This window comes from Bartonella sp. TS25HLJMH (assembly GCF_042193505.1).
GTDB lineage: Bacteria > Pseudomonadota > Alphaproteobacteria > Rhizobiales > Rhizobiaceae > Bartonella > Bartonella grahamii.
This window is the reverse complement of record NZ_JBHILV010000007.1, coordinates 93,319-111,591: the sequence shown is the minus strand read 5'-3', so window position 1 is coordinate 111,591 and position 18,273 is coordinate 93,319. Positions and strand designations below refer to the sequence as shown.

Sequence of the window (18,273 nt, the reverse complement as noted above, 5' to 3'; positions counted from 1 at the left end):
GTTTTGCTATTCGTGAAGGTGGTCGTACTGTTGGTGCCGGTATCGTCTCTAAGATCATCGAATAAATAATGCTTGTTGAGTGCTTTCATTCTTGAAGGCACTCTGTATAACAGGGAAATAAAGAGCATGAACAGTCAAAATATTCGCATTCGCTTAAAAGCGTTTGATCATAGAATTCTTGATACGTCGACGCGTGAAATTGTATCGACTGCTAAACGTACCGGTGCAAATGTCCGTGGTCCCATTCCGCTTCCGACGCGGATTGAGAAGTTTACGGTCAATCGTGGACCGCATATCGATAAGAAGAGTCGTGAGCAGTTTGAGATGCGAACACATAAGCGTCTTCTTGATATTGTTGATCCAACGCCGCAAACAGTGGATGCGCTTATGAAGCTCGATCTTTCTGCTGGTGTGGATGTAGAAATTAAGCTCTGAGGTTTGAGGACAGAAGGAACAGACCCGATGCGTTCAGGTGTAATAGCACAGAAGCTGGGCATGACCCGTATTTATAATGATGCTGGTGAACATGTGCCGGTGACCGTACTTCGTTTGGAGAATTGTCAAGTCGTTGCTCAGCGTACAGTTGAAAAGAATGGTTATACTGCTGTTCAATTAGGTGTAGGCTTTGCTAAGGTTAAGAATACTTCACAAGCTCTTCGTGGACATTTTGCTAAGGCTTCTGTTGAGCCTAAAGCTAAAATAGCAGAGTTTCGTGTGAGTCCCGATAATCTTCTTGATGTTGGTACTGAGATTACGGTGGAACATTTTGTTCCAGGACAAAGAGTTGATGTGACTGGTACCAGTATTGGTAAGGGGTTTGCTGGTGTTATGAAACGGCATAACTTTGGTGGGCATCGTGCTTCCCATGGCAATTCGATCACACATCGTGCTCATGGTTCTACAGGGCAGTGTCAAGATCCTGGTAAAGTTTTTAAAGGTAAAAAAATGGCTGGCCATATGGGGCAAGTGCGTGTAACAACACAGAATATTGAAGTTATTTCCACGGATAGTGAGCGTGGTTTAATTTTAGTGCGTGGTGCTGTTTCTGGTTCTAAAGGTTCTTGGATTTTGATACGAGATGCTGTGAAGAAGCGTCTTCCTGATAATGCTCCAAAGCCTGCTGGTATCCGCCGTCTTGTGAAGGAGAAAACGGAAATGGTTACTCCGGTGACGGAAAGCTCTGAAGTTGAGGGAGCCTAATAATGGATCTTGTAATTAAAACTCTTGATGGTAATGAAGCTGGCAAATTAAAGGTTTCTGAAGCTATTTTTGATCTTGTTCCACGTGAGGATATTTTACAACGTGTTGTTCGTTGGCAGCTTGCACGTCGTCAGCAGGGGAGTCATCAATCCCAAGGTCGTTCTGATGTGTCGCGAACAGGGGCAAAAATGTTTAAACAGAAAGGAACTGGGCGTGCTCGACATTCATCTGCACGCGCACCGCAGTTTAGAGGTGGGGGTAAGGCACATGGACCGGTGGTTCGTAGCCATGCGCATGATCTTCCTAAAAAGATTCGTGCTCTTGGGTTACGTTTTGCTTTATCTGCAAAATTAAAAGCAAAAGACTTAATTATTGTGGATGAGTTGACTGTTAAGGATGCTAAAACGAAAATGCTTGTTTCTCATTTTTCTAAGCTTGGATTTAATAACGCTCTCTTGATTGGTGGTAAAGAGATTGATATTAACTTTTTTCGTGCAGTCTCTAATATCCCTAATATCGATATTTTGCCTATTCAGGGAATTAATGTTTATGATATTTTGCGTCGCAGCAAACTTGTTTTATCAAAGGCAGCTGTTGAGGCTCTTGAGGAGCGTTTTAAATGACAGATCTTCGCCATTATGATATAATTATTAGTCCAGTTATTACTGAAAAGTCGACTATGATTTCTGAATATAATCAAGTTGCTTTTAATGTCGCGCCGAAAGCGACTAAGCCTGAGATTAAGGCTGCTATTGAAGCGCTTTTTAGCGTAAAAGTTAAAGCAGTTAACACGATAGTCCGTAAGGGTAAAGTGAAGCGTTTCAAAGGTATAGTTGGTCGGCAAAGTGATGTCAAAAAAGCGATCGTAACTCTGGCCAGTGGTCAGACTATCGACGTTTCGACAGGTCTTTAAAGAGGCTCGGAGATAGGAATAATGGCACTTAAGCAATTTAATCCAACGACACCTGGGCAGCGTCAGCTTGTTATTGTGGAACGTTCTTGTCTTTATAAGGGAAAACCTATAAAGATGTTGACTGAAGGTTTGTCTTCAAAGGGTGGACGTAATAATCGCGGTCGTGTTACTGCTCGTTTTCAGGGTGGTGGACATAAACGTAGTTATCGGTTTGTCGACTTTAAGCGTCTTAAACGTGATGTTTCAGCAAAGGTTGAGCGTTTAGAATATGATCCTAACCGTACTGCTTTTATTGCTTTAATTCGCTATGAGGACGGGCAATTGAGTTATATTCTTGCACCACAGCGTCTTGCGGTTGGTGATTCTGTTATGGCTGGTTTAAATGTGGATGTTAAACCAGGTAATGCTATGCCTCTTGCTAATATGCCTGTAGGTACAATTATTCATAATGTTGAGATGAAGCCAGGAAAAGGGGGGCAGATTGCACGTTCAGCGGGTACTTATGCGCAGTTGGTTGGACGAGATCATGGTATGGCTATTCTTCGTTTAAATTCTGGTGAACAGCGTTTGGTTCCTAGTAGCTGTTTTGCAACTGTTGGTGCTGTTTCAAATCCTGATCATGGGAATATTAATGATGGTAAGGCAGGTCGGTCACGTTGGCGTGGTAAACGTCCACATGTTCGTGGTGTTGCTATGAACCCCGTTGATCATCCGCACGGTGGTGGTGAAGGTCGTACATCGGGGGGGCGCCATCCAGTATCTCCTTGGGGTAAGCCTACGAAAGGTAAGCGTACGCGCTCCAATAAAGCCACTGATAAATTTATTATGCGTACGCGTCATCAACGCAAGAAATGAGAAAGGTAGTCTGAAGTGGTTCGTTCAGTGTGGAAAGGTCCGTTTGTTGACGGCTATCTTCTTGGTAAAGCAGAGAAGGTACGTGCAAGTGGGCGCAATGAAGTTATAAAAATATGGAGTCGTCGCTCTACTATTTTACCGCAATTTGTTGGTTTAACTTTTGGTGTTTACAACGGTAATAAGCATATTCCTGTTTCTGTTTCTGAAGAGATGGTTGGACATAAGTTTGGTGAGTTCGCTCCTACCCGGACTTATTATGGTCATGGTGCCGATAAAAAAGCGAAGAGGAAGTAGGAATGGGAAAAGCTAAAGTTTCGCGCCAGCTTAGGGATAATGAAGCAAGAGCTGTCACGCGGAAAATTCGTGTTAGTCCGCAGAAGCTTAATTTAGTTGCTGCAATGATTCGTGGTAAAAGAGTTAATGTAGCACTCGCTGATTTGATGTTTTCACGCAAGCGTATTGCTGCTACTGTGAAAAAAACGCTTGAATCAGCAATTGCAAATGCAGAGAATAACCACGATCTTGATATTGATTCGCTTATTGTGGCGGAAGCTTATGTTGGTAAGTCGATAGTGATGAAGCGCTTTCATGTTCGTGGTCGAGGGCGTGCTAGTAGAATTGAACGTCCATTTTCGCATCTTACTGTTATTGTTCGTGAAGTTACCGAAAAAGTGGAGGCCGCGTAATGGGTCAGAAGATCAATCCAATAGGACTTCGTCTTGGTGTTAATCGGACTTGGGATTCTCGTTGGTATGCTGATAGTGGTGAATATGGGCGCCTTCTTCATGAAGATTTGAAAATTCGTTCATATGTGCTGGAGGAGCTTAAACAGGCGGCTATTTCGAAGGTTGTTATTGAGCGTCCTCATAAGAAGTGTCGTATTACGATTCATTCTGCACGTCCTGGTTTGATTATTGGTAAAAAGGGTGCTGATATCGAAAAGCTTCGTCGTAAGCTCTCAGAAATGACGGATGCTGAAACTTCATTAAATATTGTGGAGATTCGTAAACCGGAGATTGATGCCACGATTATTGCGCAATCAATTGCTCAACAGTTAGAGCGTCGTGTTGCTTTTCGTCGTGCAATGAAGCGTGCTGTTCAGTCTGCTATGCGTCTTGGTGCGGAAGGTATTCGTATCAATTGTTCTGGCCGTCTTGGTGGTGCTGAAATTGCTCGTATGGAATGGTATCGTGAAGGTCGTGTTCCACTTCATACCTTGCGTTCTGATGTTGATTACGGTACAGCAGAAGCTAAGACCGCTTATGGTATTTGTGGTATTAAAGTTTGGGTCTTTAAGGGTGAGATTCTTGAGCATGATCCGATGGCTTCAGAACGTCGTGCTACGGAAGTTGATCAATCTGGTTCTTCATCGAATCGTCGCCGTGAAAATGCTTAGTTTTTGAGATTGAACTAAAATTTGGAGTAGAGAACAATGTTGCAGCCAAAGCGCACAAAGTTCCGTAAACAGTTCAAGGGCCGTATTCACGGTGTTGCGAAGGGTGGTACGGATTTGAATTTCGGTGCCTACGGTTTGAAGGCTGTTGAGCCGGAGCGGATTACTGCTCGTCAAATTGAAGCGGCGCGCCGTGCGATTACGCGTTATATGAAGCGTTCTGGTCGTGTGTGGATTCGCATTTTTCCAGATCTTCCGGTTACATCTAAACCGACTGAAGTTCGTATGGGTAAAGGTAAGGGAAGTGTCGATTATTGGGCTGCACGTGTTGCTCCTGGACGCATCATGTTTGAGCTTGATGGAGTTCCTGAGGATGTTGCACGTGAAGCACTAAGATTGGGTGCTGCAAAGTTGCCTATAAAAACGCGTTTCATCCAGCGTATTGCTGAATAATGAGGTTAAGCGATGAAAGCCACAGAATTACGGGCGCAAACGCTCGACCAAATGAAAGATGAATTGGCTAAGTTAAAGAAAGAGCAATTTAATTTGCGTTTTCAAAAAGCAACAGGTCAATTAGAAAAGACTGCGCGTGTTAGACAAGTTCGTCGTGATATTGCGCGTATTAAAACTTTTCTTCGTCAAAAGGTAAGTGAAAGTAAGGTTTAAGGAAATGAGAGATGCCTAAACGCGTTTTGCAGGGTGTTGTTATTAGCGACAAAAGTGATAAGACTGTTGTTGTCAAAGTTGAGCGCCGTTATTCTCATCCGCTTCTTAAGAAGACTGTTCGGCAGTCTAAAAATTATAAAGCGCATGACGAAAACAACCAATTCAAGATTGGGGATCAGGTTTCTATTCAAGAATCTAGACCAATTTCGAAAGATAAATGTTGGATTGTTGTAAAAGACAATGTAGCGTAATGAGTTAAGTTTATTGTTTTAGAATTTAACAGTGTTTTTATCATTGATAAATTTAAAGGCGATGACTTTATCGTTATTTGGCAGGCAAATCCGAGTGTATAAAAGGTACAATCGGATATATGTGTTAAGAGAAGGTGGCCAGTCATGATTCAGATGCAAACAAACCTCGACGTTGCTGATAATTCTGGTGCTCGTCGTGTCATGTGCATCAAGGTGTTAGGCGGTTCAAAGCGGAAATATGCTTCGGTCGGTGACATTATTGTTGTTTCGGTTAAGGATGCTATTCCTCGTGGCCGTGTTAAAAAAGGTGATGTTATGAAAGCTGTTGTGGTTCGTACTGCTAAGGATATTCGTCGCGCAGATGGTAGTGTCATTCGTTTTGATAGTAATGCTGCGGTTTTAGTGGATAATAAAAAAGAGCCGATCGGTACTCGTATCTTTGGACCTGTTCCCCGCGAATTGCGTGGTAGGAATCATATGAAGATCATCTCGCTCGCTCCTGAAGTTCTGTAAGGAGTAAATGTTATGCAGAAGATTCGAAAAGGTGATAAAGTTGTTGTTTTATCCGGTAAGGATAAAGGATGTAGTGGTGAAGTAATTAAGGTTAGTCCAAAAGAGAATAAGGCTTTTGTTCGTGGGATTAATATGATTAAACGTCATCAACGTCAAACGCAGAAGCAAGAAGCTGGAATTATTTCTAAAGAAGCTCCGATTCATCTGTCTAATTTGGCGATTGCTGATCCTAAAGATGGTAAGCCTACACGTGTAGGCTTTCGTATGAATGCAGATGGTAATAAAGTGCGTTTTGCCAAGCGTTCGGGAGAGTTGATTAATGGCTGAGGAAAGACAAATACCGCGTATGAAAGTGCATTATTTTGAAGTGATTCGTAAAGCGCTTCAAGAGAAGTTTAATTACAGAAATGCGATGCAAATTCCGCGGATTGATAAAATTGTAATAAATATGGGGATAGGTGAAGCAACTGCTGATTCGAAGAAGCCTTCCCTTGCTGCTGAGGATTTAGGGCTAATAACAGGTCAGAAGGCTGTTGTTACACGTGCGCGTAATTCTATTGCGACCTTTAAGGTTCGTGAAGGAATGCCTCTTGGGGCTAAAGTTACATTGCGTAAAGATCGTATGTTTGAGTTTTTAGATCGTCTTGTTACGATTGCTCTTCCACGGGTTCGTGACTTTCGTGGTTTGAATCCAAAGAGTTTTGATGGTCGTGGCAATTTTGCTATGGGTATTAAAGAACACATTGTGTTTCCAGAAATCAACTATGATAAAGTTGATCAAATTTGGGGCATGGATATTATTGTTTGTACGACAGCAAAAACGGATGATGAAGCTCGTGAGTTATTGCGTGCTTTTAATTTTCCTTTTCGTTCGTAACGGCAGACATAGTGAGGTGAAAGTATGGCCAAAGTAAGTGCCGTTGAAAAAAATAAGCGTCGTGAGGTGATGGTAAAGCGTTATGCTGCCCGTCGTGCACGTTTGAAAGCAATAGTTATGGATCAGAAGGTTTCTCTTGAAGAACGTTTTAAAGCTTCTGTTCAGTTGGCAGAGTTGCCACGTAATTCTTCGAAAGTTCGTATTCGTAATCGCTGTGAGGTTTCAGGTCGTCCGCGGGCTTATTATCGTAAATTAAAAATGTCGCGAATTGCGTTGCGTGAGCTTGGCTCTATTGGCCATATTCCTGGTATTGTAAAGTCTAGTTGGTAAGAGGAGATTATTTAATGTCTATGTCAGATCCTCTTGGTGATATGTTAACACGTATTCGTAATGCACTTGGTCGTAAAAAAGGTAAAGTAGTTACTCCAGCTTCGAAGCTTCGTGCGCACGTTCTTGATGTTCTTCAGTCGGAAGGTTATATTCGTGGATATAATCAAATTGATTTAGGTGATGGGAAAGCTGAAATTGAAATCGAATTGAAGTATTTTGAAGGGCTGGCTGCTATTCGTGAGATTTTACGTGTATCAAAGCCAGGTCGTCGTGTGTATGTTTCTGCTAAGTCACTTCCACAGGTGGCAAATGGTCTTGGTATTTCGATTTTATCGACTCCTAAAGGCGTCATGGCAGATCATGAGGCGCGTGAACAGAATGTTGGTGGAGAACTCCTTTGTCGTGTTTTCTAAGTTATGTCAAGAAAACGGAAGAAAAAGTAGGTTAGAACAATGTCTCGTATTGGAAAGAAACCCATTTCAATTCCTTCTGGAGTTACTGCTACTGTTGAAGGTCAGCTGGTTAAGGCAAAAGGTCCAAAAGGTGAGCTGAGCTACGTCGTCAATGATGAAGTCTTAGTCAAGTTTGAGGAAAATATCATATCAGTTATGCCGCGGGATCAGTCAAAAGATGCGCGTTCTAAATGGGGTATGTCGCGCTCAATGATTGAGAACATTTTTTGTGGTGTGAAAGATGGTTTTGAAAAGAGGTTGGAGATTAATGGGGTTGGTTATCGTGCTGCTTTGCAGGGTAAGGATGTCCAACTATCTCTAGGCTTTTCCCATGATGTGGTTTATAAAGTTCCATCGGGTGTTACTGTAACTGTTCCTAAGCCGACAGAAATTGTTGTTTCTGGAATTGATAAACAGCAAGTTGGACAAGTTGCAGCGGAGATTCGTGAGTATCGTAGACCTGAGCCTTATAAAGGTAAAGGTGTTAAGCATGCAGATGAACGTATTTTCCGTAAAGAAGGTAAAAAGAAATAAGGATTTTGTATTATGGTTTCATCTAAGGACATTATCCAACGTCGTGCAAGGCGTGTTCGTCGTAGAATTAAAATGGTTTCTCATGATCGTCCTCGGCTTAGTGTTTATCGTTCAAATCAGAACATTTATGCTCAAGTTATCGATGATTTGCGGGGATGTACACTTGTTTCAGCCTCTACTCTTGAAAGTGATTTAAAAAAGTCGTTAAAGAGTGGTGCTGATAAAAAAGCAGCTTTTGCTGTTGGTAAGTTAATTGCTGAGCGTGCGAAGCAAGCGGGTGTTAATGAAGTGGTTTTTGATCGTGGAGCGTATGTGTACCATGGTCGAGTCAAAGCTTTAGCTGAAGCTGCTCGTGAAGGTGGTTTGAATTTCTAAAATTTCTTATTTAATGAGTAAGGAGAGTTTAGAATATTTCGTTTAAGTTCTTCCAGTTTGATGAGGGACTTTGTTATCGTGCTTCCGGAAAAGAAAAAGGAATGAGGAATGGCACAAAAAGAACGTGGTGAGAGAGAAGAACGCGATAATGAGTTTGTCGATAGGCTAGTTCATATCAATCGTGTTGCTAAAGTTGTAAAGGGTGGTCGGCGTTTTGGTTTTGCTGCTCTTGTTGTTGTTGGAGATCAAAAAGGGCGTGTAGGTTTTGGACATGGTAAAGCCCGTGAAGTTCCAGAAGCCGTTCGTAAAGCAACGGAATCTGCAAAACGTGGGATGATTTATGTTCCGCTTCGCTCTGGACGTACATTGCATCATGATCTTGAAGGGCGTCACGGAGCGGGCCGTGTTTTGCTACGTTCGGCTTCTGCTGGTACTGGTATTATTGCTGGGGGACCGATGCGTGCTATTTTTGAAGCTCTTGGTATGCAGGATGTCGTTGCAAAATCACTAGGATCATCGAATCCTTATAACATGGTTCGTGCAACATTTGATGCATTGAAACATCAAATGCATCCTAGAGATATTGCTGCTCAACGCGGTATAAAATATTCGACTTTGCAGGCGCGTCGTCGCCATTTAGTTGACCTAGAAGGATAGTTTCTGAGATTATCAGAAAAGGAATTAGGAAATGGTTCAGAAAAAATCTCAGAGTGGTAAAACTATCACGGTGGAGCAAATTGGAAGCCCTATTCGAAACTCACAGATTCAGCGTGCAACCTTAAAGGGGCTTGGATTAAATAAAATGCGTCGTCGGCGCGTTTTAGATGATACACTTTGTGTGCGGGGTATGATTGCTCAGGTTCGGCATCTTGTTCGCGTTATAGATGAAGGTTAAGGGTTGCGGGAGTATTAGATATGAAACTCAATGAACTGCGTGATTGCGAAGGCGCAACAAAAAATCGTAAGCGTATTGGGCGTGGTATTGGTTCCGGTACGGGTAAGACTGGTGGTCGTGGTGTAAAAGGGCAAAAGTCGCGTTCTGGTGTTTCCCTTAATGGTTTTGAAGGTGGGCAAATGCCTATCTATCGTCGTTTGCCAAAACGTGGATTTAGAAATTTCTTTGCCAAAACCTACAATGAGGTTTCACTAGGACGTATTCAGTTGGCAGTTGATGCAGGTAAGTTGGATATTGAAAAGCCTGTTGATATGATTGCTTTGAAAGAAGCTGGTATTATTCGTCGTGAAAAAGATGGGGCTCGTCTTCTTTCTGATGGTGAGTTGAAGGCTAAGATTACCTTTCATGTTTCTGGTGCTTCACAAGCTGCTCGTGGTAAGATTGAAAAAGTGGGTGGTCAGGTTATTTTTCCTGATAGTGCTCGATAATTTTTTAATATGAGTAGAGACCTAAAGAAGAGTTACATCTGTTCGGTGGGGGCTTTTGTGGAGAATTTTTTAAGTTCTGCATTTATTTATGTATGCATATATGAATTTTAAGGTTATACTTCTGTGATTTAAAGAACTGGAGTGTGAAGTGGAGACGTTTTATGGCATCAGCAGCAGAGCAATTTGCTTCCAATATAAACTTCGGTACCTTTTCTCGTGCGACTGAATTAAAGAAACGCATCTGGTTTACTCTGGCGGCGCTTCTTGTATATCGCTTTGGCACTTACATCTCTCTTCCAGGTATTAATATCGATGCTTTGCGGCAAACATTCGAACATCACGCGTCGGGTGTATTAGGACTCTTTAATATGTTTGCTGGGGGTGCCGTTGGGCGTATGGCTATTTTTGCGCTGGGTATCATGCCTTATATATCGGCATCTATTATTGTGCAATTGTTAACATCTATTATTCCTTCTTTGGAAACTCTTAAAAAAGAAGGGGAATTAGGTCGTAAGATTATCAATCAATATACGCGTTATGTAACAGTAGTATTGGCAATTCTACAAGCTTTTGGTATTGCGGTTGCGCTTGAAAGCGGTATAGGGACGGGGCTTCAAATTGTTTTAGAACCAGGTCTTATGTTTCGTGTTTCTTCTGTTATTACACTTGTTGGCGGAACGATGTTTCTCATGTGGCTTGGTGAGCAAATTACGTCACGTGGTGTTGGTAATGGGGTTTCTCTTATCATTTTTACAGGGATTGTAGCCAATTTTCCTTCTACTTTTGCTCAGCTTTTGACAGCTCATAGTCACGCTGATTTATCAACATTTCTTTTAATAGGAATTGTTCTTATTGCTGTTTTGGTTATTGGGCTTATTGTTTTTATAGAGCGTGCACAACGGCGAATTCTTATCCAGTATCCGAAACGTCAGGTTGGGAATCAAATGTTTCAAGGAGATATGTCGCATCTTCCTTTAAAGTTGAATACTGCTGGTGTTATTCCACCTATTTTTGCTTCATCTTTATTATTATTACCTGCCACTATTAATAATTTTTCTGATAAAATGCCACAATGGGTTCAGGCGATTTCTTATGCTCTTGGTCATGGACAGCCACTTTATATGATTGTTTATGCATTTTTAATGGCGTTTTTTTGCTTTTTTTATACAGCTATTGTGTTTAATCCAAGTGATACTGCAGATCAGTTGAAAAAACATTCTGGTTTTATTCCAGGGATTCGTCCAGGTGAACGTACAGCCGAATATATTGATTACGTTTTGACGCGTATTACTGTTGTGGGCGCTGTTTATATTATCTTGGTTTGTTTGTTACCTGAATTTATGATATCTGCATTACAGGTTCCTTTTTATCTTGGGGGAACATCCTTGTTGATTGTTGTTACTGTTACGCTTGATACGGTTGCTCAAATTCAGGGGTATCTTGTTGCTCACCAATATGAAGGGTTGATAAAAAAATCAAAACTTCGTGGAGGTAGAAGGAATCGATGAGAGTTATTCTTTTAGGTCCTCCTGGAGCGGGAAAAGGTACGCAAGCAAAAATGTTGACTGAGGAATATAACATTCCTCATTTGTCAACAGGGGATATGTTGCGTGAGGTGATTGCCAAAGAAACGGAGATTGGTAAAAAAGCTAAAGCTATTATAAGTTCTGGTGCTTTGGTTCCTGATAATATTGTTAATCAAATCGTATCAGATCGGATTGGTGAAACTGATTGTGTAAATGGTTTTGTTTTGGATGGATATCCTCGAACTGTGGGGCAGGCAGAAGCGTTACAACAGATTTTGCAGTCAAAAAATATGCGGCTTGATGCTGTTATTGAGTTGTGTGTTGATGAAGACGTGTTGATTGAACGTATGAAGAAGCGCGTTGAGGAGACAATAGCGGCTGGTGGACAGGTTCGTTTAGATGACAATCCTGTTGCTTTTGCAAAAAGATTAGTAGAATATCGTGAAAAAACAGCTCCCTTATCAAAATTTTATTCAGAGAGGGGAATGTTGAAGGTCATTGATGGAATGATTGGTATTGCTGAAGTGACACGTATGATTAGAGTTTTTCTTTCATGAGATTTTTTTTAGAAATAAATGAAAAGAGTTGACTTTTGAGATGAAATCTATCACAAATGAATTTAATTTATTATTAGTGAAATAATAGGATTCGGAAGAATTTTTTCTGAGTCTATTTTTTTCTGTAAGGTATATCAGGTATTTTATAACAATTTGTCAAAATAACTAAGGAGAGTAGGCGTGGCTCGTATTGCTGGCGTCAATATCCCGACAAATAAGCGTGTAATTATTGCGCTTCAATATATCCACGGGATTGGACCAAAATTTGCTCAAGAAATTATTGAAAGAGTTGGCATTCCCTTGGGGCGTCGTGTCCATGAACTTTCAGATGCTGAGGTGTTGCAGATTCGTGAGGCGATAGATCAAGGCTATCAAGTTGAAGGTGATCTTCGTCGTGAGGTTGCTATGAATGTTAAGCGTTTGATGGACCTTGGTTGTTATAGAGGATTGCGTCATCGCCGGTCTTTGCCTGTCCGAGGGCAGCGTACACATACAAATGCTCGTACGCGTAAAGGACCAGCTAAGGCAATTGCTGGTAAAAAGAAATAAGAGCCTTTTTGGAAGGTTTTTATATATTCTGTTTCTTGTTTGATTTGTTTGACAAGGAAAAGAAGGTGGAGCTGCTGATGTTACGGCAGTGATGAGATCGTTGAAAGGGAAATTATGGCCAAGGAAGCCACACGTGTTCGTCGTCGCGAACGTAAAAATATTTCATCGGGTGTTGTGCATATTAATTCAACATTTAATAACACAATGATTACTATTACTGATGCTCAGGGTAATGCAATTGCTTGGTCATCTGCGGGGGCCCAAGGGTTTAAAGGTGCGCGTAAATCGACACCTTTTGCTGCTCAAGTTGCTGCGGAGGATTGTGCAAGAAAAGCGCAAGAGCATGGTATGCGTTCTTTGGAAGTTGAAGTTTGTGGGCCTGGATCAGGGCGTGAATCTGCTCTTCGTGCATTGCAATCTGTTGGTTTTGTCATTACTTCTATTCGTGATGTAACACCAATTCCTCATAATGGATGTCGTCCGCGGAAAAGGCGGCGTGTTTAATTGGGTGTTGTTTTTTGTTGTCGGAGATTTCTCTGATGTTCACATTGGTCGTTACGATTGAATGGTAACGGAACTAAAGAACGGGAATAAAAATATGATCCAGAAAAACTGGCAGGAACTTATTAAACCCAATAAGGTTGAATCATGTGCGCATGATAATCCAAATGTTATAAGTGTGATTGCTGAACCTCTTGAGCGGGGTTTTGGCTTAACGTTAGGAAATGCACTTCGTCGCGTGTTGTTATCTTCGCTTCGTGGTGCTGCTATTACTGCTGTGCAGATTGACGGTGTCTTACATGAATTTTCATCGATTCCAGGTGTGCGTGAGGATGTTACGGATATTATTCTGAATATAAAAGAAATTGCGCTTCGTATGGAAGAAGAAGGTCCTAAACGTGTCGTTGTTTATAAAGAGGGGCCTGGTGTCGTGAAAGCGGGAGATATCAGTACCGTTGGGGATATGGAAATTCTAAATCCAGATCATGTTATTTGTACTCTTGATGAAGATGCTGAAATTCGTATGGAATTTATTGTCAACACAGGGAAGGGGTATGTTCCATCTGATCGTAATTGTGTTGATGATGCACGTATAGGGCTTATTCCAATTGATAGTCTTTATTCACCAATTCGTAAAGTGTCTTATAAAGTGGAAAATACGCGTGAAGGTCAAGTTTTGGATTATGATAAGTTGACTTTAACGATTGAAACGAATGGTGCTGTTAATGGAGAGGATGCTGTTGCTTTTGCAGCACGCATTCTTCAGGATCAATTATCGTTATTTATTAACTTTGAAGAGCCACAGAAGGAGCCTGTTGAAGAGGCTGATTCTGAGCTTTCTTTTAATCCTGCTCTTCTCAAAAAAGTGGATGAATTAGAACTTTCAGTTCGTTCGGCAAATTGTCTTAAGAATGATAATATTGTCTATATTGGTGATCTTATTCAAAAAACAGAATCTGAAATGCTTCGGACACCGAATTTTGGTCGCAAATCGTTGAATGAGATTAAAGAAGTTTTGGCATGTATGGGCTTACATCTTGGGATGGAAATTCCTGCGTGGCCGCCTGAAAACATTGATGATCTTGCAAAGCGTTATGAAGATCAATATTAAAATTAGAATTTAAGGAGAGTGCTTATGCGCCACAGTAAGTCAGGACGCAAGTTGAATCGTACTGCCAGTCACCGTAAAGCGATGTTTGCAAATATGGCAACTTCGTTGATCGAGCATGAGCAGATTGTGACAACGCTTCCAAAGGCTAAAGAAATTCGTCCTATTGTTGAAAAACTCGTTACTCTTGGTAAGCGTGGTGGTTTGCATGCGCGTCGGCAAGCAATTGCGGCACTTCGTGATGCAGGAAAGGTTGCAAAATTATTTGATACGCTTGCGCCACGTTATGCATCACGCAACGGTGGATATTTGCGTATTATGAAAGCAGGGTTTCGTACCGGTGATAATGCGCCTATGGCTGTTATAGAATTTGTTGATCGTGATGTTGAAGCGAAGGGTGCTGGGGATCGTGCTCGCATGGAGGTTTCTGAGAATGAAAAGGGGACATCTTCGTAGAGTTTTTTTAATTCTGTTAGATTTTTAAAGGCCGCCTTGTCTTAGGCGGTTTTTTTGTGAGCATTTTAAAGTTTGCTTTAGTTGAGAAATAGATGCAGAGAGAAAATTATAGGACATTGAATTATCTGATTTTTATAATATTTATTGTTCAAATAGGTTGTTTTTATTCTCTATTATGAAATATTAATAGAGATCCTTAATTTGCGGGGATGAGTTTTTTTATTCTATTAATCTTCAACAGAATGTGCTGATTTTATAAGGAGTGTATTATGAGATATTCTTTTTGGGTGCGGATTTTTTTTGCAATTATGATGCAGATATCATTTGATCATGTATATGCTCATATTCCTCAAACACAAACAGAAATCACTCTTTCATTTGCTCCTTTAGTTAAAAAGACAGTTCCATCTGTTGTAAATATTTATGCAGCTCGACAAATTAGAGCACGCTCACCTTTTGAAGGCGATCCATTTTTTGAGCAATTTTTTGGTCGTTTTCAAAATAATTTTCCTGTTCGCAAGCAATCGTCATTAGGATCAGGGGTGATTGTTGATGCACGTGGTTTGATTGTTACAAATTACCACGTCATTAAAGATGCAAGCGAAATTAAAGTGGCTTTTTCTGATGGGCGGGAGTTTGAGAGTAAGGTCGTGCTCAAAGATGAAGCAACGGATATTGCAATTCTTGAAGTTGAGGAAAAAGATGCTCAATTCCCTGTTCTTTCTTTGGGAAATTCTGATGCTGTTGAAGTTGGTGATCTTGTTCTTGCTATTGGTAATCCTTTTGGTGTTGGTCAAACAGTTACAAGTGGTATTGTTTCAGCGCAAGCGCGTACACGTGTTGGGATTTCTGATTTTGACTTTTTTATTCAAACAGACGCTGCCATTAATCCAGGGAATTCTGGTGGCGCTTTAATTGATATGAAAGGTCAATTAATCGGAATTAATACGGCTATTTATTCGCGTTCCGGTGGTTCTGTAGGAATTGGTTTTGCTATTCCAGTTAATCTTGTAAAAGTGATGCTTGATACTGTTAAACGCGGTGGAAAATATTTTGTGCCGCCTTATATTGGGGCTTCTTTTCAAAATGTTACACCTGATATTGCTGGTGGTTTAGGTTTAGAACGTCCTTATGGTGCTCTGATTATTGAAGTTATCAAAGATAGTCCTGCTGAAAAAGCTGGATTGAAAGTAGGTGATGTTATTTTGAGTGTGCAAGGGGTACGTGTTGATAGTCCAGATAGTCTTGGGTATCGTTTGATGACAGCTGGCGTTAAGCATAGTCTTGCTTTGGAGTATTTACGAAATGGAAAAACTTTAAAAACACAAATAACAGTTTCATCGATATCAGAAACTGCATTTTTAAAATCTGAAAAAATCACGGGTGACAGTCCTCTTGCTGGTGCTGAAGTGTTAGATTTAACACCGCAAAATAGTCGACGTTTTCATCTTCCTATATCTGCAAAAGGGGTTGTGATTACCAACCTTGATGACATGAGCAATGCAGCTGGAATTTTTCAGTCAGGAGATATTCTACGTGTTGTAAATGGTCATAAAATTCAAACAGTTCATCAGTTGAAAAAGGTTCTTATGCAAGCTCGTTCGCGTACTTGGCAATTGGAATATGAACGTGACGGTATGTATATTCGCCAATTTATTCGTTGAGGTTTTTTTTTGAAGAAAGATTTTTTTACTTCGTCGTTTGATTTTCAAGTTAATAAAAATCAGCCACTTGCAGAAAGAATGCGCCCCTGTTCTCTCAATGATGTTGTGGGACAAAAGCATTTGATTGGAGAGGATGGTTTGCTTTCACGTATGGTGGCAACTGGCTCAATTGGATCGATGATTTTTTGGGGGCCTCCAGGGACGGGAAAAACAACTGTTGCACGTTTGTTAGCACTTGAAACAAATTTCGCGTTTGAACAGGTTTCTGCTATTTTTACAGGAGTTTCTGAACTTAAAAAGATTTTTGAAGTTGCGCAGAGGCGTTTTATATCTGGAGATAAAACACTTCTCTTTGTTGATGAAATTCATCGGTTTAATCGTGCACAGCAGGATAGTTTTCTTTCTGTGATGGAAGATGGTACTGTGTTACTTATAGGTGCAACAACCGAAAATCCTTCTTTTGAACTTAATGCTGCTCTTCTTTCGCGTGCACGTGTTTTAACATTTCTTTCACATGATCATGAAAGTTTGGACATGCTTTTGAAGCGTGCTGAAGAAGTGGAGGGAAAAACTCTTCCCTTGGATAATGATGCCAGAGACGTTTTGATAGAGATGTCTGATGGTGATGCGCGGGTAGCTTTAACATTGGCAGAGGAAGTTTGGTCTATTGCCCCATTGGGAGAGATTCTTGATGTTGTTGCTTTGCAAAAAGTTATTCAGCGTCGTGTGCCTATTTATGATAAAGGACGAGATGGGCATTATAATCTCATTTCAGCGTTGCATAAATCCGTTCGTGGATCTGATCCTGATGCTGCGCTTTATTATTTGGCACGTATGTTGGATGCTGGTGAAGATCCTCTCTATATTGGGCGAAGATTGGTTCGTATGGCCGTTGAAGATGTTGGTTTGGCGGATCCTCAAGCTCTTGTCATTTGTAATGCAGCAAAAGATGCCTATGATTATTTAGGATCACCAGAAGGAGAATTGGCTTTGGCGCAAGCATGTCTTTATGTTGCAACTGCGCCAAAGTCAAATGCAACATATCTCGCGTATAAAGCAGCACTGCGTTGTGCGCGCAAAAATGGCTCTTTATCACCTCCTAAGCATATTCTTAATGCTCCTACGAAATTTATGAAGGAGGAAGGGTATGGAAATGGTTATTGTTATGACCATGATGAACCAGACGCTTTTTCAGGACAAGAATATTTTCCCGAAAAACTTGGGCGTCAGAGTTATTATAAGCCAGTTGAGCGTGGTTTTGAGCGTGAAATTATGAAACGTCTTGAGTGGTGGAAACAATTGCGCAAAAAACGTAAAGATCAAAAATAAAATTTGAGTAGAAATACATGTTTTATTGATCTTGGATTTATTTTTTATCTCTTATGCTATTATATGAGCAATTTAGCTTGTATTTTAAACATTTATTGCGTTGCTCGTAGATATTTTTTGATATCCTCAAAAGTGCATATTTTTTATTAAATTTAAATGTGTCATTCAACTTTTAAGCTGCTTTATTTTTGTGGTTTTATTAAATAATATATTTATTTATAACGATAATTCACTGTTTTGTAAGTTGAATGAAAATCCTAAATACCGTGAATTTTACTCATTCCAAGCCTGTTATTTGTTGAATCAATCAAATCATTCGCTTGTATGTTATAAGAAGGATTAGCGTGTGATAAAAACTGTGCAAGAAAGAACTAAAAATTCCTCTTATGAAGCGTCTCAAGTGCCGAGAGCTGTCGCAACATTGGGGGATGATGAATAGTGTGATGGTGCGCCGATTTGCTCCTTCTTTAGTGTAAAGATGGTGGCACCCAAAGGGTTTTACAGTATACCGCATTCAAGGGTGTTGTCACGAAGTGAGCTTGGTAGTGTTGAGAGATGTTTCTTAAATCAAGTGTATGAATATGCAACACAATGGCGTTTTGTTCTTCGATGCAATAGGGTATGAGGTTGATTGATAATGCATTTTTGTGTGATCAATAGCAGGAGAACTCTTAGTCTCTTAAGTCCTTAATCAAAGGGATAAGCAGAAGGGCTGTAGAACATTGTGTTTAAATTTAAATTGTTCCTTTTCTAGAGAGATATAAATATGTTAACTATGCTCTCATGGTGATATTATTTTATTGGAGTTTATTATGTGTCATAAGATAAGCAATGCTAATTC

General features: G+C 40.6%; 29 protein-coding genes and 1 pseudogene. All 30 read left to right on the top strand.

Translation table 11 applies throughout. The annotated features are described in order from the left end of the window. Nucleotides 1–65, top strand: a pseudogene (locus tag ACFINF_RS04975) (elongation factor Tu); the annotation flags it as partial. A gap of 61 nt (nt 66–126) precedes the next feature. Further along, nucleotides 127–435 carry a 30S ribosomal protein S10 gene (gene rpsJ, locus ACFINF_RS04970; RefSeq protein WP_005773267.1) on the top strand — a complete coding sequence of 103 codons (309 nt, stop codon included), beginning with the start codon at nt 127–129 and terminating at the stop codon, nt 433–435. 27 nt (nt 436–462) lie between these two features. Further along, nucleotides 463–1,200 carry a 50S ribosomal protein L3 gene (gene rplC, locus ACFINF_RS04965; protein ID WP_375619913.1) on the top strand — a complete coding sequence of 246 codons (738 nt, stop codon included), beginning with the start codon at nt 463–465 and terminating at the stop codon, nt 1,198–1,200. Between the two features lie 2 nt (nt 1,201–1,202). Next, the gene (gene rplD / locus ACFINF_RS04960; RefSeq protein WP_375619912.1) at nt 1,203–1,823 is read left to right on the top strand and encodes a 50S ribosomal protein L4; all 621 of its coding nucleotides are present in this window, start codon (nt 1,203–1,205) and stop codon (nt 1,821–1,823) included. Further along, entirely contained in the window at nt 1,820–2,113 is a 294-nt protein-coding gene (locus tag ACFINF_RS04955) for a 50S ribosomal protein L23 (protein WP_375619911.1), read from the top strand. The genes rplD and ACFINF_RS04955 overlap by 4 nt, the downstream gene beginning before the upstream one ends. A 21-nt stretch (nt 2,114–2,134) precedes the next feature. Further along, nucleotides 2,135–2,968 carry a 50S ribosomal protein L2 gene (gene rplB / locus ACFINF_RS04950; RefSeq protein ID WP_273788259.1) on the top strand — a complete coding sequence of 278 codons (834 nt, stop codon included), beginning with the start codon at nt 2,135–2,137 and terminating at the stop codon, nt 2,966–2,968. Nucleotides 2,969–2,983: 15 nt separating this feature from the next. Continuing rightward, nucleotides 2,984–3,262, top strand: coding sequence for a 30S ribosomal protein S19 (gene rpsS / locus ACFINF_RS04945; protein WP_004855734.1), 279 nt, complete (start codon nt 2,984–2,986; stop codon nt 3,260–3,262). 2 nt (nt 3,263–3,264) lie between these two features. Beyond that, the gene (gene rplV, locus ACFINF_RS04940) at nt 3,265–3,654 is read left to right on the top strand and encodes a 50S ribosomal protein L22 (protein WP_375619910.1); all 390 of its coding nucleotides are present in this window, start codon (nt 3,265–3,267) and stop codon (nt 3,652–3,654) included. Continuing rightward, entirely contained in the window at nt 3,654–4,364 is a 711-nt protein-coding gene (rpsC, locus tag ACFINF_RS04935) for a 30S ribosomal protein S3 (RefSeq protein WP_015856582.1), read from the top strand. Before rplV ends, rpsC begins: the two co-directional genes overlap by 1 nt. A gap of 36 nt (nt 4,365–4,400) precedes the next feature. Next, on the top strand, nt 4,401–4,814 hold the full coding sequence (gene rplP, locus ACFINF_RS04930; protein WP_015856581.1) for a 50S ribosomal protein L16: 414 nt from the start codon (nt 4,401–4,403) through the stop codon (nt 4,812–4,814). Nucleotides 4,815–4,826: 12 nt separating this feature from the next. Then, complete coding sequence (rpmC, locus tag ACFINF_RS04925) at nt 4,827–5,027, top strand: 50S ribosomal protein L29 (protein ID WP_273788260.1); 201 nt, start codon at nt 4,827–4,829, stop codon at nt 5,025–5,027. 11 nt (nt 5,028–5,038) lie between these two features. Further along, nucleotides 5,039–5,278 carry a 30S ribosomal protein S17 gene (gene rpsQ, locus ACFINF_RS04920; protein WP_012231991.1) on the top strand — a complete coding sequence of 80 codons (240 nt, stop codon included), beginning with the start codon at nt 5,039–5,041 and terminating at the stop codon, nt 5,276–5,278. A 144-nt stretch (nt 5,279–5,422) separates the two neighbouring features. After that, the gene (gene rplN, locus ACFINF_RS04915) at nt 5,423–5,791 is read left to right on the top strand and encodes a 50S ribosomal protein L14 (protein ID WP_004855715.1); all 369 of its coding nucleotides are present in this window, start codon (nt 5,423–5,425) and stop codon (nt 5,789–5,791) included. 12 nt (nt 5,792–5,803) lie between these two features. Next, on the top strand, nt 5,804–6,118 hold the full coding sequence (gene rplX, locus ACFINF_RS04910) for a 50S ribosomal protein L24 (RefSeq protein WP_015856579.1): 315 nt from the start codon (nt 5,804–5,806) through the stop codon (nt 6,116–6,118). Beyond that, on the top strand, nt 6,111–6,668 hold the full coding sequence (gene rplE, locus ACFINF_RS04905; protein WP_375619909.1) for a 50S ribosomal protein L5: 558 nt from the start codon (nt 6,111–6,113) through the stop codon (nt 6,666–6,668). Before rplX ends, rplE begins: the two co-directional genes overlap by 8 nt. A 24-nt stretch (nt 6,669–6,692) precedes the next feature. Next, nucleotides 6,693–6,998 (top strand): 30S ribosomal protein S14, encoded by a 306-nt coding sequence (rpsN, locus tag ACFINF_RS04900; protein ID WP_005773283.1) that lies wholly within the window; start codon nt 6,693–6,695, stop codon nt 6,996–6,998. 14 nt (nt 6,999–7,012) lie between these two features. Continuing rightward, complete coding sequence (gene rpsH / locus ACFINF_RS04895) at nt 7,013–7,411, top strand: 30S ribosomal protein S8 (protein WP_375619908.1); 399 nt, start codon at nt 7,013–7,015, stop codon at nt 7,409–7,411. Between the two features lie 39 nt (nt 7,412–7,450). Continuing rightward, nucleotides 7,451–7,984: a 50S ribosomal protein L6 gene (gene rplF / locus ACFINF_RS04890; RefSeq protein WP_015856576.1), complete on the top strand. Its 534-nt coding sequence runs from the start codon at nt 7,451–7,453 to the stop codon at nt 7,982–7,984. A 12-nt stretch (nt 7,985–7,996) separates the two neighbouring features. Continuing rightward, nucleotides 7,997–8,359 (top strand): 50S ribosomal protein L18, encoded by a 363-nt coding sequence (rplR, locus tag ACFINF_RS04885; protein ID WP_015856575.1) that lies wholly within the window; start codon nt 7,997–7,999, stop codon nt 8,357–8,359. 108 nt (nt 8,360–8,467) lie between these two features. Then, nucleotides 8,468–9,016 carry a 30S ribosomal protein S5 gene (rpsE, locus tag ACFINF_RS04880; protein WP_015856574.1) on the top strand — a complete coding sequence of 183 codons (549 nt, stop codon included), beginning with the start codon at nt 8,468–8,470 and terminating at the stop codon, nt 9,014–9,016. Between the two features lie 31 nt (nt 9,017–9,047). Further along, entirely contained in the window at nt 9,048–9,254 is a 207-nt protein-coding gene (gene rpmD / locus ACFINF_RS04875; RefSeq protein WP_015856573.1) for a 50S ribosomal protein L30, read from the top strand. 20 nt (nt 9,255–9,274) lie between these two features. Then, on the top strand, nt 9,275–9,742 hold the full coding sequence (gene rplO / locus ACFINF_RS04870; protein ID WP_375619907.1) for a 50S ribosomal protein L15: 468 nt from the start codon (nt 9,275–9,277) through the stop codon (nt 9,740–9,742). A 161-nt stretch (nt 9,743–9,903) separates the two neighbouring features. After that, nucleotides 9,904–11,250 (top strand): preprotein translocase subunit SecY, encoded by a 1,347-nt coding sequence (gene secY, locus ACFINF_RS04865; RefSeq protein WP_375619917.1) that lies wholly within the window; start codon nt 9,904–9,906, stop codon nt 11,248–11,250. After that, the gene (locus tag ACFINF_RS04860; RefSeq protein WP_375619906.1) at nt 11,247–11,825 is read left to right on the top strand and encodes an adenylate kinase; all 579 of its coding nucleotides are present in this window, start codon (nt 11,247–11,249) and stop codon (nt 11,823–11,825) included. Before secY ends, ACFINF_RS04860 begins: the two co-directional genes overlap by 4 nt. Nucleotides 11,826–12,005: 180 nt before the next feature. Next, a complete protein-coding gene (gene rpsM / locus ACFINF_RS04855) occupies nt 12,006–12,374 on the top strand; it encodes a 30S ribosomal protein S13 (protein ID WP_026500557.1) in 369 nt (122 codons plus the stop codon). Between the two features lie 114 nt (nt 12,375–12,488). After that, on the top strand, nt 12,489–12,878 hold the full coding sequence (gene rpsK / locus ACFINF_RS04850) for a 30S ribosomal protein S11 (RefSeq protein WP_007347762.1): 390 nt from the start codon (nt 12,489–12,491) through the stop codon (nt 12,876–12,878). 94 nt (nt 12,879–12,972) lie between these two features. Beyond that, complete coding sequence (locus tag ACFINF_RS04845) at nt 12,973–13,986, top strand: DNA-directed RNA polymerase subunit alpha (RefSeq protein WP_015856568.1); 1,014 nt, start codon at nt 12,973–12,975, stop codon at nt 13,984–13,986. Between the two features lie 24 nt (nt 13,987–14,010). Further along, complete coding sequence (gene rplQ / locus ACFINF_RS04840; RefSeq protein WP_375619905.1) at nt 14,011–14,439, top strand: 50S ribosomal protein L17; 429 nt, start codon at nt 14,011–14,013, stop codon at nt 14,437–14,439. Between the two features lie 269 nt (nt 14,440–14,708). Beyond that, a complete protein-coding gene (locus ACFINF_RS04835; RefSeq protein WP_375619904.1) occupies nt 14,709–16,103 on the top strand; it encodes a DegQ family serine endoprotease in 1,395 nt (464 codons plus the stop codon). 9 nt (nt 16,104–16,112) lie between these two features. Beyond that, entirely contained in the window at nt 16,113–17,432 is a 1,320-nt protein-coding gene (locus ACFINF_RS04830) for a replication-associated recombination protein A (RefSeq protein ID WP_375619903.1), read from the top strand. The last annotated feature ends 841 nt before the right edge of the window (nt 17,433–18,273 follow it).

Bases quoted from the DNA above. Each gene is read 5' to 3' on its own strand.
- rpsJ (WP_005773267.1), top strand. From the start codon at position 127: ATGAACAGTCAAAATATTCGCATTCGCTTAAAAGCGTTTGATCATAGA.
- rplC (WP_375619913.1), top strand. From the start codon at position 463: ATGCGTTCAGGTGTAATAGCACAGAAGCTGGGCATGACCCGTATTTAT.
- rplD (WP_375619912.1), top strand. From the start codon at position 1,203: ATGGATCTTGTAATTAAAACTCTTGATGGTAATGAAGCTGGCAAATTA.
- ACFINF_RS04955 (WP_375619911.1), top strand. From the start codon at position 1,820: ATGACAGATCTTCGCCATTATGATATAATTATTAGTCCAGTTATTACT.
- rplB (WP_273788259.1), top strand. From the start codon at position 2,135: ATGGCACTTAAGCAATTTAATCCAACGACACCTGGGCAGCGTCAGCTT.
- rplV (WP_375619910.1), top strand. From the start codon at position 3,265: ATGGGAAAAGCTAAAGTTTCGCGCCAGCTTAGGGATAATGAAGCAAGA.
- rpsC (WP_015856582.1), top strand. From the start codon at position 3,654: ATGGGTCAGAAGATCAATCCAATAGGACTTCGTCTTGGTGTTAATCGG.
- rplP (WP_015856581.1), top strand. From the start codon at position 4,401: ATGTTGCAGCCAAAGCGCACAAAGTTCCGTAAACAGTTCAAGGGCCGT.
- rpmC (WP_273788260.1), top strand. From the start codon at position 4,827: ATGAAAGCCACAGAATTACGGGCGCAAACGCTCGACCAAATGAAAGAT.
- rpsQ (WP_012231991.1), top strand. From the start codon at position 5,039: ATGCCTAAACGCGTTTTGCAGGGTGTTGTTATTAGCGACAAAAGTGAT.
- rplN (WP_004855715.1), top strand. From the start codon at position 5,423: ATGATTCAGATGCAAACAAACCTCGACGTTGCTGATAATTCTGGTGCT.
- rplX (WP_015856579.1), top strand. From the start codon at position 5,804: ATGCAGAAGATTCGAAAAGGTGATAAAGTTGTTGTTTTATCCGGTAAG.
- rplE (WP_375619909.1), top strand. From the start codon at position 6,111: ATGGCTGAGGAAAGACAAATACCGCGTATGAAAGTGCATTATTTTGAA.
- rpsN (WP_005773283.1), top strand. From the start codon at position 6,693: ATGGCCAAAGTAAGTGCCGTTGAAAAAAATAAGCGTCGTGAGGTGATG.
- rpsH (WP_375619908.1), top strand. From the start codon at position 7,013: ATGTCTATGTCAGATCCTCTTGGTGATATGTTAACACGTATTCGTAAT.
- rplF (WP_015856576.1), top strand. From the start codon at position 7,451: ATGTCTCGTATTGGAAAGAAACCCATTTCAATTCCTTCTGGAGTTACT.
- rplR (WP_015856575.1), top strand. From the start codon at position 7,997: ATGGTTTCATCTAAGGACATTATCCAACGTCGTGCAAGGCGTGTTCGT.
- rpsE (WP_015856574.1), top strand. From the start codon at position 8,468: ATGGCACAAAAAGAACGTGGTGAGAGAGAAGAACGCGATAATGAGTTT.
- rpmD (WP_015856573.1), top strand. From the start codon at position 9,048: ATGGTTCAGAAAAAATCTCAGAGTGGTAAAACTATCACGGTGGAGCAA.
- rplO (WP_375619907.1), top strand. From the start codon at position 9,275: ATGAAACTCAATGAACTGCGTGATTGCGAAGGCGCAACAAAAAATCGT.
- secY (WP_375619917.1), top strand. From the start codon at position 9,904: ATGGCATCAGCAGCAGAGCAATTTGCTTCCAATATAAACTTCGGTACC.
- ACFINF_RS04860 (WP_375619906.1), top strand. From the start codon at position 11,247: ATGAGAGTTATTCTTTTAGGTCCTCCTGGAGCGGGAAAAGGTACGCAA.
- rpsK (WP_007347762.1), top strand. From the start codon at position 12,489: ATGGCCAAGGAAGCCACACGTGTTCGTCGTCGCGAACGTAAAAATATT.
- ACFINF_RS04845 (WP_015856568.1), top strand. From the start codon at position 12,973: ATGATCCAGAAAAACTGGCAGGAACTTATTAAACCCAATAAGGTTGAA.
- rplQ (WP_375619905.1), top strand. From the start codon at position 14,011: ATGCGCCACAGTAAGTCAGGACGCAAGTTGAATCGTACTGCCAGTCAC.
- ACFINF_RS04835 (WP_375619904.1), top strand. From the start codon at position 14,709: ATGAGATATTCTTTTTGGGTGCGGATTTTTTTTGCAATTATGATGCAG.